General features: G+C 65.2%; 11 protein-coding genes. 3 read left to right on the forward strand and 8 right to left on the reverse strand.

The window, feature by feature from the left end; all coding sequences use genetic code 11:
• Nucleotides 1-64: 64 nt before the first annotated feature.
• Together DDZ17_RS03580 and DDZ17_RS03585 are read right to left on the reverse strand one after the other, a co-directional pair.
• Nucleotides 65-1,576: an FAD-binding oxidoreductase gene (locus tag DDZ17_RS03580; RefSeq protein WP_116364955.1), complete on the reverse strand. Its 1,512-nt coding sequence runs from the start codon at nt 1,574-1,576 to the stop codon at nt 65-67.
• Nucleotides 1,577-1,616: 40 nt separating this feature from the next.
• Nucleotides 1,617-3,122, reverse strand: coding sequence for a tetratricopeptide repeat protein (locus DDZ17_RS03585; protein WP_157976421.1), 1,506 nt, complete (start codon nt 3,120-3,122; stop codon nt 1,617-1,619).
• A gap of 256 nt (nt 3,123-3,378) precedes the next feature.
• Here DDZ17_RS03585 and DDZ17_RS03590 point away from each other — a divergent pair, with 256 nt between their 5' ends.
• The 3 genes from DDZ17_RS03590 to DDZ17_RS03600 are packed head-to-tail and all read left to right on the forward strand — an operon-like array spanning nt 3,379 to nt 6,179.
• A complete protein-coding gene (locus DDZ17_RS03590; protein WP_116364550.1) occupies nt 3,379-4,299 on the forward strand; it encodes a glutathione S-transferase family protein in 921 nt (306 codons plus the stop codon).
• 39 nt (nt 4,300-4,338) lie between these two features.
• The gene (locus DDZ17_RS03595; protein ID WP_116364551.1) at nt 4,339-5,280 is read left to right on the forward strand and encodes a hypothetical protein; all 942 of its coding nucleotides are present in this window, start codon (nt 4,339-4,341) and stop codon (nt 5,278-5,280) included.
• 8 nt (nt 5,281-5,288) lie between these two features.
• Nucleotides 5,289-6,179: a hypothetical protein gene (locus DDZ17_RS03600; RefSeq protein WP_157976422.1), complete on the forward strand. Its 891-nt coding sequence runs from the start codon at nt 5,289-5,291 to the stop codon at nt 6,177-6,179.
• A gap of 24 nt (nt 6,180-6,203) precedes the next feature.
• On the opposite strand, the gene DDZ17_RS03605 is transcribed toward DDZ17_RS03600, so the two are convergent.
• The 6 genes from DDZ17_RS03605 to nirD all read right to left on the reverse strand — a co-directional run bounded on the left by DDZ17_RS03605 (nt 6,204) and on the right by nirD (nt 15,167).
• Nucleotides 6,204-7,478, reverse strand: a complete 1,275-nt coding sequence (locus tag DDZ17_RS03605) for an LssY C-terminal domain-containing protein (protein WP_116364553.1) — start codon at nt 7,476-7,478, stop codon at nt 6,204-6,206.
• Entirely contained in the window at nt 7,475-8,782 is a 1,308-nt protein-coding gene (locus tag DDZ17_RS03610; protein ID WP_116364554.1) for a hypothetical protein, read from the reverse strand. Before DDZ17_RS03610 ends, DDZ17_RS03605 begins: the two co-directional genes overlap by 4 nt.
• Nucleotides 8,783-8,784: 2 nt before the next feature.
• The gene (locus tag DDZ17_RS03615) at nt 8,785-10,302 is read right to left on the reverse strand and encodes a phospholipase D-like domain-containing protein (protein WP_170150142.1); all 1,518 of its coding nucleotides are present in this window, start codon (nt 10,300-10,302) and stop codon (nt 8,785-8,787) included.
• Between the two features lie 369 nt (nt 10,303-10,671).
• A complete protein-coding gene (locus DDZ17_RS03620) occupies nt 10,672-12,585 on the reverse strand; it encodes a DmsC/YnfH family molybdoenzyme membrane anchor subunit (RefSeq protein ID WP_116364556.1) in 1,914 nt (637 codons plus the stop codon).
• Nucleotides 12,585-14,783, reverse strand: a complete 2,199-nt coding sequence (locus DDZ17_RS03625; protein WP_116364557.1) for a molybdopterin oxidoreductase family protein — start codon at nt 14,781-14,783, stop codon at nt 12,585-12,587. Before DDZ17_RS03625 ends, DDZ17_RS03620 begins: the two co-directional genes overlap by 1 nt.
• Nucleotides 14,784-14,798: 15 nt before the next feature.
• Complete coding sequence (gene nirD / locus DDZ17_RS03630; RefSeq protein ID WP_241505772.1) at nt 14,799-15,167, reverse strand: nitrite reductase small subunit NirD; 369 nt, start codon at nt 15,165-15,167, stop codon at nt 14,799-14,801.
• Between the last annotated feature and the right edge of the window lie 5 nt (nt 15,168-15,172).

Here is a 15,172-nt window from a genome sequence, read left to right on the forward strand (position 1 = left end):
GTGGCTTTCAGACTGTCACTGTACGACTGTATAGCAATCTGCCACACAACGGAACGCCCTGCCCTCAACTCGGCGCCGACGGTTTGATATTTGCGTTAAGGCGGAAGTGGTTGCGCGGGTCGTAGCGATCCTTGAGCGCCACCATGCGCTGGAAGTTACCCTCGAAATTGGCCCGAATGGCCGCGGTGCCTGCCTTGTCTTCCGCCACCACCGAATAGTAGCCGCGGGTGTGTGGCTCCAGCGTAGCCCAGTAGCTGCGAATGTAGGCGGTGTGGGCCTCGGCATCGGCCTGCGGCGGCCAGGCCAGGATCACCATCAGGTCGTGGCTGGCGTAGCGCTGGGAGAAGGCCGTCGCCGTGGGGTCCACGTCGCCGATGGCGCCGCCGGCGTGCTGGAAGTAGCACTGGGTGAAGCGGTCCGGGTTGCCCTGCAGGCCATCCAGAATGCTGTCGATGAGCGCAGGGGTGATGCCCTCGACAAAGCCGTCCTTCACGTAGGACACCATGGCCCGTGGGTCCGACAGATCGGTGCTGCGCTGCAGGCCCACGTAATCGACACTGGCCACGCTGTCCCTGAGCGGCTCACCCAGCGCCTCGAAGGGGCGCATGGCCGCCTCGAAACCCGCCGCCTGGCCGCTGTAGCAGAGGTCAAGGGAGGCAAAGCCCGGCCCGCCCCCGGGCGGGTATCCCACGCTGCAATCCAGATAGAGTTCGCGCGGGGCGCGCATCGAATGCTCGGCGTAAAGCGTCAGCAGTTGGCGCGCCCTATCGAGCGGGTAAATGCGCGAGCCGCCAATCACCTGGCGCTGCATGGGATGCAGGCCAAAGGCGAAGTGGGTAACCACGCCATAATTGCCACCCCCGCCGCGCACGCCCCAGTACAGCTCGCGGTTGTGCTCGGCACTGGCGTGGTGCAGCTGGCCGTCGGCGCTCACCACGTCCACGGCGCGAATGTTGTCCAGCGCAAGGCCGAAACGGCGCGCCACCCGCCCAAAACCGCCGCCAGTGGCCAGGCCACCCACGCCAGTGTGCGACACCGTGCCGGCGGTGGTCACCAGGCCCCGGGCCATGCATTCATGATCCATTGCCCCCAACAGACTGCCGCCGGTGACATAGGCCAGCTTGCGGGTGGCATCCACCTGCACGTTGCGATAGCTGGACAAGTCAATCAACAGCCCACCGTCGCAGGTGGATTTGCCCGAGAAGCTGTGGCCGCCGCACTTGACCGCAATCACCAGATTATTGGCGGCGGCAAACTGCACCGCCGACTGCACGTCGCTGGCCCCGCTGGGCTGCACGATCAGTGCCGGGTGTTTGTCGATGGCCGGGTTCAGCACCTGTCGCGCCGTATCGTACCCGGCCTTGCCCGGCAGCAGCAGGCGGCCGCGCAGGCTGTCGGCCAGGCCCTGGGCCACAGAGCGTGGAATGATTTGTTCCCGCTGGTCGAGGGTGAGGGCCTGAACGTCCGCATCCACCGCCTGCAAACCGGCATAAACGCCGGCCAGCGCCCGCGCCGACATGCCCTGCCCAGCCAACCAGGCGGCAAGGCCCGCCCCCACAAACTGACGACGATACATAAACCACTCCCTGTGTTGATGATTGTTCTATCCCGTTGGGTCAATAGGCAAAGCGGTATTCCCGCTCGATGCCGGTGGCAGCCACCGCCTCACCGTCCTGCAGTAGGGGACGAAAGCGCGCATCGTGCAGCAGGCGGTAAAGGGCCAGGCGCGCGGTTTCGCGTTTGTCGCTGGCCTCTGTATTGGCCTCTGTATTGGCCTCTGTGCTGGTCACTGGCCCTGCCTTCGGCTTCTCCTTTGTCACCTCCTGCGCTTGCGTATCCACCTGCACCTCCACCGCAACAAATTCGATATTGCGCACCTGGCCAATGCGCGACACATCAAAGCGCACCCGGGCGCGGGCGTTAAGGTTGCCCTCCCCGCTTGGCAGCGGTGGCTGGAACACGGCATCCGCCGGCAGCTCTACTGGCGTTGCAAACCAGGCCCCGGCGGCGCCACCGGAGACTTGCCAGGCCTGCTCATAGGCGCCAATGGCCCGCGCCGGCTGGTGCCACCACATAAACCAGTCGCCCAGCGCCACATGGGCCCGGGCCAGTTCGGCGGCGTCTACCTTTGGCTGCTGCTGCAGCACGTGGATAATCCGCTCCAGGGTCTTACGGCCATTGCGGAAGTTGTGCTTGCGCAGCAGGCGGAAGGCCTCGGCATCCAGGCTCGTACCTGGTTCATATGTGCCGGCTGCATAAGTGCCGGGGATGTGGGTGCCGGCGGCGGCGATGCGGGGCACATACCGGCCGGGCGCGTTGGCGCTGGCCGCATAGGCACCGGGCGAAAAGCCACTGGCAGGATGGCGAAGCGGCCCATAGCCGAAGCGGCCGGTTATCGCCCGGGGCTCGCTTTCATAGCGCGACAACAGATACTCCGCCCGCATGCGCTGGTACAGATAGGGTAACTGGGCCGGATCGTCCGGCGACTCCCCAGCCAGGCGCTCGGCCAGTTCATCCGGGGTGCGGTGCATGGCCAGCAGACGCTGGTAGTTGGCAGCGCCCTCACCCGCCAGGTAGGCCGAGCGCTTCCACTCGGCATGCTCAATGGCCGCCTGCACCATCGCTGCACTGCCCGGAGCCAGGTTGGCCTGCTGCACCCGGTATAAGCGGTCGCGGGTGCGGTCGGCCCCGGCCCTATCCCCCAGGGCCAGCTGGCTCTCGGCCAGAGCCTGCAGCAGGGGTACCTGGGCCGCGTCGTACAGGCCGGCATTCACCCGCTGCAGGTGCAGCGCCCGGCGATAATGGCCCAGTGCCTGCTGCGTTCGCCCCTGGGCCTGCAGGCTCTGGCCCAGGGCCTGCAGCGGCTCCACCAGGGCCGGGGCATAGGGCCCGCCGCGCAGTTCCAATGCCTCAACCCGGGCGCGATAGGCATCACCATCACCCGGCGCGGGTGGCGCTTGCGGCGGCGCAGCCACCGGTGGCTGCGCATCGGCACGCAGCAGGGTCAGGCCATAGCGGGTTGGAGGGCTCGCCTGTGGCAGGATGGAATTGTTGGGGTGGGCGCCTTCGGCCCGGGCGGCAGCGAGAATCAGGGCTACTGTAAAGGCGACTGTAAAGACCACTGTAAAGACCACGGCCCGACCAGCAGCCCCCGTGGCTGGCAGCGTCGCCGCCAGCAGCAGGCACGGTGTTGTGGCAAGCCGGTTTCGCAATGGCCTTCCCCTGCGCGCGCAGGTGTTTAACCTCCACAGCGTAGACCAGAACTGACAGGTTTGCCCGCCGCCCGGCGGTGCTACCCTGTACCCAGGCGCTGCCCGCACCAGCCACCCGCCACACAGGCAACGGGGCCGTTCATCGTCCATAAAAAAGAGCAACAACATGACCGACTTTATCCTGCACCACTACGCCATCTCGCCCTTCGCGGCAAAAATCCGCGCCATGCTCGGCTATGCCGAGCTGCCCTGGCGCTCGGCCACCACCACGCCCATGCCGCCGCGGCCGCTGGTCGATGCCCTGGCCGGCGGCTACCGGCGCATTCCGGTGGCGCAGTTGGGCGCGGATATCTTCTGCGACTCGCGCATCATCTGCGAAGAGATTGCCGCTCTCAGCGGGCGGGCAAGCCTGTCGCCCGCCACCCTGGACAGCGAGCAGCAGGCCTTTGTGGACAAGGCGGAACTGGGCGTGTTCTTCACCCTGGTTGGCAAGGCAACCGGCTGGCCGCTGGTGCGCAAGGTGGTGGCGGATGTCGGCCCCCTGGGCCTGCTGCGGTTGCTAGGTGACCGCAAGGCCATGCGCGCAAAAATGAACGCCGCCGTGCTGCCACCGGCAGACGGCGCGGCAACCCTGCAGGCCCATCTCGACGAGCTCGAAGCGCGCCTTGCAGCCCCCTACCTGCACGGCGAGCAGCCGGGCATCATGGACTTCAGTGCCTGGCACGGCCTGTGGTTTGCCACCGAGGTGGGCGGCAAAACCCTGCTGGGCGGCCACCCCGCTGTGGCCGACTGGGCCGGGCGCATCAACCACCTGCACCGCAACGATGCACTTGCCATCACCGCCAGCGACTGCCTGGCCGCCGCCCGCGACAACACGCCCCGCCCCCTGGCCGAGCACACCGAACAGCACACGCACCTCGGCCGCACCGTGTGCATTGCACCATCCGACTACGCCCAGGAGGCGGTGACCGGCGAACTGGTGGCCAGCCTGCCGGGGCGCTTCATCCTGCGCAGGCAAAGCCCCGAGGCAGGCACCCTGCATGTGCACTTCCCCCGGGAGCGCTTTAGTCTGGCATTGGCTGACTAGCCGTGCGATAACACCAAAGGACCACCCGGGAGAGCATTCATGGCAAATTTCCGTTGTGCAAAATGGCTACTGCTAGCCGCGCTCGCCTACCTGCTGGCGGGCTGCAAGATTGTCGTGCTGTCGCACAACGTGGGCGGGGTGGCTTCAGAATCCAACGTGCGGAATTGCCCGGCGGGTGAACTCTGTGAGTTTGATGTTCTCGATATTTACTTCCGCGATCGCTTCTCGGGGGTGGCATCCCATCCCAACTACCGCTTTAAGGAATGGCAAGCGGGACCCCGCTACCTGTGCGGCGGTATGACAGCAGCCTGTTCCTTGAGCACAGAGAACTTTGCCGACAATCCCGCGCTGATGTCGATCATTGAATCGGATGCCGCTTTCTATCTTGTCCCGCGCTTTGAACGCATAGGCAGCAAGGAACGGGCTGCACTGCAAGCCTTTCAGGACGGCAACCCACGGGTGAGCGACGCGCGCGGCCGCCTCATCGGCACGATTGCCCCCGGCGAAGGGCTCCCGCCCGAAAACTGGACCCACTGGCAGGGTATTAACATTCGCCTGAAGGGTTATGCGCAACGTTACCGTCTACCGATTGAGTTTGATGGCAGCATGATGATCAAGGTGTCCAACGCGAAAAATAACCTGGGCCACACCAACCCAAGGTGCTCATCCGATGACGTGCCGGCACTGATCCTGCAAAGCTCAGGGCCGACCCTTGGCGCAGTGGCGGGGCCGGACACGCCCCTGCCGCTGGTGGTGGGGGCCGGCGCACAACTGTACATCCCCGACCCGGTGGAGAGCCCCTCGCGCAAGGCCTGGACAACCACCTGGGACAGCGCAGAGCGCGAATGCCTGACGGCAGAAAACGGCGAGGGCATTGTCCTGCCATTGGTTCCGCTGGGAGTGGACATCCAGTATCCGCTATCCGTTGAGGGCACCAACATAAGCATCCAGGGGCCCGTCTCGGATTCGCTTGTATTCTAGCCGGGCACATGAACAACCGGCTCTCAACAACGCAACCCGCCCCGCGCAGGCAACCACCGCTTGCTGCGCCGGGCCTGCCACGCTGGCTGGTTGTGCTGGCTGCGCTTGTGACAGGGGCAGGAGCAGGAGCAGGAGCAGGAGCAGGAGCAGGAGCAGTAGAAGATCAGGCCGGTGACGCGGCATCGAACACCGACACCGCCGTGCGCCAGGGCTCACCAGGCAGTGCCTACACGCTGCCTGACGGATGGGTGGAGCGGTTCGAGCAACACGGCGTCACCTACACGGCGCTGCCCGCCGTGCCCTACCCGATCAAGGATGTCGAGATACAGGATGTTGGTGACCTTGCCATCATCCTGCCCACCCTGTCCCGCTTGTACGGACTCAGTGCGCAAGACACCCTGAGGGTGGCGGATAAAGTATCCCACCAGGACGCTGACCACTACCGCATTTACCTGTGGGCGGGCGATGCCCAGGTGCGCATGCCACTGACCTTGATCGTGAGCGCTGCCACCCGACGAATACTGCAAATCCAGGGGGCATTGCCGCTCACCGCAACGCTTGATTTATCCCACCCGGACGACAGGCACACCGCGCTGCGCAAGGTGATGCACTTCAAGCAAAACCCACCGCCGGATTCCCCGTACGTGAAGGCGCCCTTTCTCACACCCGAGCAATCCCGGCTCAAAAGCCGGGGCAAACATCGTGTGTCAAAAACTGTGATTCCCGGCCGCCATCGGGTGCTGGAAACACTCTGGAGCGTGGGCCTGGAACTTCAACACCCCATTGCCCTTACAGAGGACACCCTTGCAGACGGGAGCACGGCGCTCACTCACGAGTGGTTCCTGGTGGATGCACAGGGAAAGGTGAGGCAGGACGTTGTAATCGTCACTGTTCACTGAGGCAGCGCCGGCTGCCTGAGCGCATTAATGCAGCACCTGGCTGGAATACGGCGCCAGGTCCAGCACTTCTATGTCATCGATGGCGGTCTGTTCGCGGCTGATCCAGAACAGCAGGCGGCGGCCGTCGGTAAAGTAAGGGTCGCCGGTCAGATTGCCCCGGGGGGCGTTGTAGGGAGCGGGGCCCACGCCGCCCACATAGCCAAAGGCGCTGACCGCCTGGGCATAGGCCAGGTTCTCCAGCAGGTATTCGCGGGTCTCGTCCACGTCGGGGTCGATCTTGTGGGTGGTAACAGTGCGCCAGGTCAGGTGCACGCCGATATCCCGGCTGATCTGCCCAAGCCACACCGGCTTGCCCTTGTGGCGCAGGGGCGTGAGCCACAGCCTGAAGTGGTTGCGCTCGTTGATGCTGCCCCGGGCGCGCTGGAAGGCGACATCCTGTGGGCGGCCGAACACATAAAGAGCACTGACCGGAGAGTAGCGATAGCGCCCGCCGGCAACAGCGGATTTGGCGGTCTTCCACAGAGATGCGGCGTAGATGGTTTCTGTTTCATCCCAACCGGCCCGCAAAAAGGCGTAGTACAGGTCGGCCACGTCACCCACAAAGGCCAGGTTGAGGGGGTCGCCTTTGTCAACGCCCGCGGCGTCGCGCACACAGCAGGGCATTTGCTCAAGGGCCGCCACCAACCCGGGCAAGTCCACGTCCTGCCAGTCATCTGCCTGGTAGATCGATGACAAATCCACCTGGTGGTGGTCAAGCTGCAGGCCGGGCACCGGCACCACGAAGGTCATCAGATAGGGCTCGCCATCGCCAACCACATCCACATTAAAGGACTTGGTGCCCTCGTCGACCCGGGTAAACACATAGCCCGACAGCGTGGTGCCCGCCGGCACCTGCAGGCGATTGATGGCGCGGCGTTCAAAGGCCGTGCTGGACACCCCGCCGCCGGCCGCCGCGTTGCCGCGCAGGCGCTGGGCGGATTCGCGCGGGCTGAAGTAGGCCGGGTCGAGCCCGTAGGGCGTGAGGATGAGGGTGCGCGAACCGCGGTTCTCCACCTGCAGCCATACTGGCTGGATGTTGCGCTGGTAGAGGTCGGCGCCAAACACCGCCTCGGCCTCGGCGGCGCTGGCGACGGCAGAGGTCAACACCAGGTTGCCCTGCTGCTGGCGGTGCAGCCGGTCGTTGGGCGGCGGCACGGCCTCGCCGGGCGTCCAGGGGTTAGGCTGGGATTGCGCCTGGGCCTGCACCAGCAGCGGCGCCCCCAGCAGCAGGCAGGTGACAAGCCATGCCCACCGCCTCATGGCCGGCCCTCTTCGGGACGCCAGCCCTCGGGGGCGTAAAGCAGGCGCGTGCGGTCCATCGCCACCGGCTGTTCCGACAGGAACAGCACAGCCCGAAAGCCCTCGGTCACGTAGGGGAAGCCGTCGAAGGTTGTGCGCGGGGCATTGGCGTCGGACACCCCGACACCGCCCACAAAACCCGCCGCCTTCAGGCTCTGGTTGTACCACAGGTTCTGCATCAAAAAGCGATGGGCAGTATCCACGTCGGCCTCTACGCTCTCTTTGGCGAACAGTGACAACTGCCCACGGCTGCCCAGCCACTCCTCCAGGCCCGGCAGCACGCGCCCGGACTGCAGGCGGCGATAAACCACCTGGCCTATCCAGCCCGGCTCGCCGGAAACATTCCAGGGGGCACGCCACAGGTGCAATTGCAGGCGCTCGTTGCTGTCGCCGCGCTCCAGCAGGAAGATGGTATCCGGCGCGCGCCCTTGAAAATGGTGCTGGCGCGCCTGGCGGGTGTCGGCGCTATCAGCCTGGGTTTCGCGCCAGCCACCACGAAACAGGGCCCGCCGCACGGCCAGCGGTGTGCCAACCACGGCAACGTTGAGCGGGCCGCCATCGCCCGCCCCATCGGGCCCGGTGGCGCAGCAGGCAGCGCCCTGCTCCAGCCAGCGCTGCAGGCCCGCCTCGTCGAAGGTCTGCATGGCCGCTGGTGCATACAGCACATCCAGGTTCACCACGCGGTAATCGGCGGTGAAGCCCGGCAGGGGCACAAAGAAGGTGAAGTTCCAGGCGCGCTGGCTGGCGTAAATGTCGAGATTGAAGGCCTTGGTGCCGGGCGTGAGATGGGTAAACACCAGCCCGCTGCGCCGCTCGCCAGGGGCAATGCTGCGCACCATGCCGTGGCGATTGAACCAGGCTTCCATGTCGTGGTAGCCCTGCGCGCTAAAGCGCGACCGATTCATGTAGGCCACTTCAATGGGCGAGAAGTAATCCGGGTCGATACTGGCCAGGGCCAGGCGCAGGGTGTGCTCGCTGTTGTTCTGCACCTGCAGCCACAGGGGCTGAATGCCCTGCTGGTACAGGTCAAGGCCCGTCAGCGCCCGGGTTTCACCGGCATCCGGCACGGCAGCGGTAACCCGCACGGGGCCCTGGTGCTGGCTCACGCCACGGGCGATAAAGCCGGCCTGTTCGTTCAGGGTGCCGCTGTGGTAACCCTGCAAACTACAGGCGCCCAGCAGGGCTGTGAACAGGGCCGCCAGCAGCGCACAGCGCCAGCTACGCTGGCCGGCTGTGCCTACCCTGCCACGCCGCTGTCTCATCATGCTCAGTACTGGTCCTGGGGCCCCAGTTTCATCAACAGGTTCATCACCCGCTGCAGGCCATCCCGGGCCGGCTGCCGATCCACCGTTTCTTCGCTGTTGCGCCAGTACAACTGGCCGGCATCGTTGCGCAGTACCTGCCAGGCGTTCTCGGGCTGCATGTCGCGCTCGATGATGGCGGCCATGTCCTGGGCCAGCGCCGGGGAGTCCACAAAGGCGCCCATCTCGGTGTTGATGCGTGCCGAGCGCGGGTCAAAGTTCATGGAACCGATGAACACATAGCGCCGGTCCACCTCGGCGGTTTTGCTGTGCAGGCCGGTAAAAGTTGCCCGCACCGGAGGCGAGTCCACCACGGTGGCGGCAATGGCCGGGTCGGAGCGCAGTTCATACAGCGCCACACCGGCGTCAAGAAAATCATCCCGCCAGGGTTCGTAGTGGCTGTTCACCGCCGGCACATCGTGGGAGGCCAGGGAGTTGGTGAGCAGGCGGGTGCTTACCCCGCGCGCGGTGAGCTCGGCCATGAAGTCCATCACCTTGGTGGAGGGGATGACATAGGCGTTCATAATCAGCAGCTCACGCTGGGCCAGGCCAAAAAAGTTGAACATTTGCGGCAGGACGTTCTGGTCGATCTGCTTGGTTCCGGTTTCGTCGTACACCAGCTGGCTGCGGCCGATGCGCAGGTCCGCCGCCTCGGCCCGCAGCTGTGCCGTCCAGTCTTTTGGCTGGCGGGGCAATTGCGCCAGCTTCGGCTCGGCGGCATTGGCGGCCACCAGGGCCTGCCACTGTGCGCTGGCGCTGGCGGCATCCGGCGCGGTAGACAGGTTTTGTGCCGACACCACCCAGGGACTGTTCCAGAACTTGTCAAACATGACATTGGCCTGCTCGCCGATGGGGCCAATGCCCAGCAGGTCGGTGTCGTGGAAGTTGTAAGGCTCGGCCAGGCCGAAGTAATGGTCGCCAATGTTGCGCCCGCCAATCACTGCGGCGCGGCCATCGGCAATCAGCAGCTTGTCGTGCATGCGCGTGTTCAGCCGCTCCATCTGCGCCACCATCTCGCCGGCCCGGTGCACCAGGCTGTCGCGCTGGGTCCAGGGGTTGAACAGACGAAACTCGATGTTCTCCTGGGCCTGTAGGTTGGCAATCAGCTGGTCGTGGCCCTGCATCAGCAGGTCGTCAAGAATCAGCCGCACCCGCACCCCGCGCTGGGCGGCGCGCACCACCCGCTCCAGCATCAGGCGCCCGCTGGCATCGGGGTACCAGAGGTAGGTCTGGATCTCCAGGGAGGTGGTGGCGGAGTCGATCAGCGCCAGGCGCCAGTACAGGCCGGAATAGTTGCTGTCGAGAATACGAAAGCCGGAGTACTGCTCGCCGTGCTGGCGGGTGATGTCATCCGCCAGTGCCGCCAGGATACCGCTTTGCGCCGGCGGCAAGGCGTAGCCCGGCAGGGCCGGCCCGTGCTGTTCGATGGAGCGGCTGGAACAGCCTGCCAGCAGCGCGCAGCACAGCATCATTGCCAACGCCATCGTCACCGACCTGGGCCGGGCCATTGCAAGGCGCGGCACAGTGCCAGGACGCCGGCCGGAGTTTGGCCGCAAACCGGCCCTGTTCACAGTGAGGGACTGGGGCATCGCTACTCCCGCGCAATTCTCTCTGGGCGCACTCACCAGCCCTGGGCCCGCCATAAACCCGCCGCTAGCCGGTCATAAAAAGCCATGCGGCCGGTGGTGCATTGTCTAGCTCCATCCTAGACCAGATTACCCGAGCGCGCCCAGCCCTCAAGTGCGCCCCGCTCACCCCGCCTGGCAGGCTGTATCCACGCCACCCTGGCCACCGCCCCCATAAAAAAGCGCCGGGGTGCAGGCAAACCCCGGCGCAAACAAGGAGCCATGCAATCAGTGCCGGTCTGGCACCACGCCCACCTGGGGCATGGCGGCAAGGCCAATGTCCCGGGCGTGCTGCTCAAAGCCTTTGTTTTTCCAGAAGAAGGCGCCGGGCATGGTGGTGGGCACCACCAGCACGTAGAACAGGGCCCGGCCGACCACCGCCACCGCCACCGCGCCGGCGGCGAGCAGGCACCACAGCAGCACCCCAGTGCTGCTTGCGCTGTACAGCGGCGCCAGCAGCAGGCCCCCAGCGCACAGGCCCAGCAGGGCGTTGCGCAGCCAATAGGTTTTGCCGAAGGTGGTGCACTGCACATAGTGGGAAACAGCGCCCTCATTGTTCGCGGCATTCATATCCCGCGCGTGCAGCACCAGCCCAACACCCTCCACCAGCAGGCCAAGCCCCATCACCAGGCCACACAGCCCCAGCAGCGGCGCAACCGGTGCGCCCTGCAGGTAGGCGGCAACACTGCCCACCGCCGCCAGCGCCAGCGCGCCCAGGTAGAGGCTGCAGCCCACAAAGGCAAAGGCCGTTTGCCCGTGGTTCCAGAAGGGCCGCGCCTTGATGCGGTAGCAGCGATACATGTAGTAAAGGCCAATGGCTGAACTGGCGACGGCCAGCAGGCCGCTGAGCGTGGCCACCGATGCCAGCGTGCCCTGCAGGCCCGCGAGCCACAGGGCACTCTCATCAACTCGCTCAGACACCCAGCCCTGCTGCCCCAGCACGGCCAGCAGGTGCAGGCCGGCGAAGGCCATAAAGCCTGCCACGCCGGCGCCTTCCCGGGCCACCGGCGAGTGGCGCAGGTTGTTAAAGCCGCGATAAAAGCGGATGGGCTTGCCCAGGTGCACGGTGGACATAAACAGCCCAAAGGCCACCAGCGCCAGGCACAGGGCCACGGCGCCGGGGTACACCACCGAGTCGCGGATGGCCGAGACGATACCGTTGCCGGCCAGCTCGCCCAGCAGCAGCATGGCGAAAAGGCCAATGGCGGCCTGGGCGGCCAGGGTGAACAGCACCAGCGGGTTCTCGCGGCTGGACAGGCGCGACACGCTCCACAGCTTCACCGTGCCGCTTTTTTTATCCACCGCCGGGCGATAGTGGCCGGCAGCGTCGTCGCGCCGGTACTTGATGGGCGCCGAATCGGTGCGGGTCAGCTCCCGCGGCATATTGCGGGTTTGCTGGAAGCGGATGTTGGGCTGGGTGATCGACGGGTCGGGGAAGCCGGGAATGCGGGTGTCGATCTGCTCGCGGCGCTCCGGGGTGTTTTCCACCACGCCAAAGTTGAGGGCGTTGCCCAGGCAGGCCGATACACAGGCGGGCTTGAGACCCACTTCCAGTCGGTCCACGCACATGTTGCACTTTTCCACCTGCCCGGCCACCGGGTCCAGCTGGGGTGCGTTGTAGGGGCACACCCAGGTGCAGTAGCCACAGCCAAAGCAGATGTCCGGGTCCTGGATGACGGCGCCGTACTCCGGGTGCTTGGTGTAGGCGCGGGTCGGGCAACCCTTCAGGCACACCGGGTCGTCGCAGTGGTTGCAGGCCATGGAAATGTTCATGCGCACGAAGTTGGGGTAGGTGCCCCCCTCCACATAACCCACGCTGCGAAAGCTCAAGTGGGCCGGCAGGTCGTTCTTCTCTGAACAGGCGGATTCGCAGGCGTGGCAGCCAATGCAGTTGTCCGCCGTAAAATGAAAGGCGTGCTGTTTGTTGCGGTTGGGGTTAAAGCCCTTCTCGGTCACGCCGTTGATGTTGAGGGACGAGGCCTCCTCCACCAGGTCGATGAGGGCGATGGGCTTGCCATAGCGATTGCGCTCGGCGCTGTGCGGGTCCTTCAGCAGGGCGTAGTCGGGTTCGTTATCGCGCAGCGGAAACAGCGACTGTGACGGCCGCGCATTGGCGATGGGTTCAAACAGCTTGACGGTCATCAGTAGGTTCTCATCTCGCGGTTGAGCCGCGCCGCCTCTGCCTGATCCACCTGCTCGATGCGCACTGCCGCCTGCTTGAAGGCGGGCTGGCGCGAGTGCGGGTCCAGCAGCCCGAGCGACACGCGGTTCACACAGTCGTGGAAGTGAAAGGGCACAAACACCATGTTGCGCGGCACGCGCTGGGTGAGCTGGGCCAGCACAATGGCATCGCCGCGGCGCGACACCAGCCGCACGTACTGCATATGCTCCACGCCAATCTCGCGGGCCGCATCGGGGTTCATTTCCATGTAGGCGGTGGGGCTGAACTTGTTGCAGTTGCCCACCTTGCCGGTGCGGGTACGGGTGTGGAAGTGCTCCACCACCCGGCCGCTGTTCAGCCAGAAGGGAAAGTCACTGTCGGGCTTTTCGTTGTTGTCGGTCCAGGGCAGGGCCAGCAGTTTGGCCTTGCCATCCGGGTAGGGGAACACACCGTCGCTGTACAGGCGCGGCGTGCCGGTGGCATCGCCCTTGCGCATGGGCCACTGGATGCCGCGCTGCTGTTCGATCAGGGCGTGGCTCATGCCGGAAATATCCAGCGTGCGCGGCGCGCCGTTGGCACCGGTGCCCACCGACAGCGCCTTCATTTCCTCAAACACGTCCGAGGCGGCCTCGGGAAAGGACATGGCGGCGCCCTGCGCCCAGCGCCTGGCCAACTGGTTGAAGATCCACAGGTCTGGCCTGGAGTTGGCATAGGGCGTGGTGACCGGCGTAACCCGGTTGACCCGCCGCTCGGTGTTGGTAAAACAGCCGTCCTTCTCTGCCCAGACACTGGCGGGAAAGTAGGCATGGGCGTACTGGGTGGCCTCTACGTCCTGGTAGGCATCCTGCACCACGCAAAACTCCAGTTTTTCCAGGGTTTTGCGCATGCGAGCGGTGTTGGGCATGGAGGTCATGGGGTTGGTGGCTACCAGCCACAGGGCCTTGATTTCCCCGGTTTCGATGGCCGGGAAGATGTCTGTCATGAAGCGGCCGCGCTGGGTGGGGAAGAACGCCGAATCCACCCCCCAGAATTTACCGATCTCCTCCCGATGGTCGGGGTTTTCCAGCACCCGGTAACCCGGCAGGCCGGAGCAGGAGGACCACTCCCGTGTGCCCATGGCGTTGCACTGGCCGGTGATGGACAGCGACGTGCCACCTGGCTTGCCAATATTGCCGGTAATCAGGTTCAGGTTGTTGATGGCGCACACCCCGTCGGACCCGTGGGTGCTCTGGTTGATGCCCATGGTCCAGATGCTCATGGCCGCGCCGGCCCTGGCGTACAGGCGCGCCACGTGGCGAATGGTGTCTTCGTCGATGCCGGTAATCCGCGCCGCCATGGCCGGGTTGTAGGCCTCTACCAGGGTGGCGAATTCCTCGCGGCCGTTGGTGTGGGCGGCAATGTAATCCTCGTCCGCCAGCCCCTCCTTGAGGATCACATGGCACAGGCTGTTCAGCAGCACCAGATCGGTGCCGGGGGTAATGGGCAGGTGAATATCGGCGAACTGGGCGAACATGGTCACCCGCGGGTCCACCACAATCACCGGAAAGCGCCGGTTTTCCAGTGCTTCCTTCAGGCGCCAGTAAATCACCGGGTGCTGCTCGGGCAGGTTGGAGCCAAAGGCCAGCAGGCAGTCCGTGTGGGAGAAATCGTCGTAGCAGCCCGGCGGGCCATCGGCCCCGAAGGAGCGCTTGTAGCCAGACACCGCCGAGGCCATGCACAGGGTGGTGTTGCCGTCGTAGTTGTTGGTGCCGATCACGCCGCGCACCAGCTTGCCCAGGGTATAGAACTCCTCGGTGAGGATCTGCCCGGTGGACACCACCGCCACCGCATCGCGGCCGTATTTTTGCTGGATGCGCTGGAACTCGGCGGCGGTTTTATCCAGCGCCTCGTCCCAGCTCGCGGTTTGCCAGGGGTTGTAGGTGTGGCTGCGCAGCAGGGGCTCGGTGCCACGGCCACTGGCGTTGAGAATGCCCGCCTCAGTAATGCCCTTGATGCAGAGCTTGCCGCGATTGACCGGGGCATCCGCCACCCCGCGGGTGGTGACCGCCACGCCGTTTTTATCCAGCCCCACTTCCATGGCGCAGCCAGTAGAGCAGTAACCACAGGTGGCGTACTTCCAGTCCACCACGCCCTTGTCGCGCAGGATGATGGGGTTCTTCTTACGTCGTCCAAACAGCATCGACTTGTGTTCCGCTCAGCCCGCTACCTTGATGTGTACCAGCTCGCCGTCCAACTGGGCGTCAAAGCGCGGCAGGAACACGCCCTCTTCCTCCAGGCAGGCGCCGGTTTCCAGCTCAAAGTGCTGTTTGTACAGGGGCGATGCCACCACCAGTTTGCCGCCGAGGTCGCCCACAATGCCCCGCGACATCACATTGGCCTTGCCGATCGGGTCGCGATTGCCCAGGGCGTAAACCTGCCTGTCGGTGTCGGGCAGGTAGTAGATAGCCACCTGCTCCCCCGCCACCAGCGCGCACACGCCGGAATTTGCCACCAGGTCATCCCGGGTGCACACCACCTGCCACTCGTCCTGTTTCACCGCTTCCATCCCCTTTACTCCGGTCATTGCTG

It is taken from the genome of Parahaliea mediterranea (assembly GCF_003402235.1).
Classification (GTDB): Bacteria; Pseudomonadota; Gammaproteobacteria; order Pseudomonadales; family Halieaceae; genus Parahaliea; species Parahaliea mediterranea.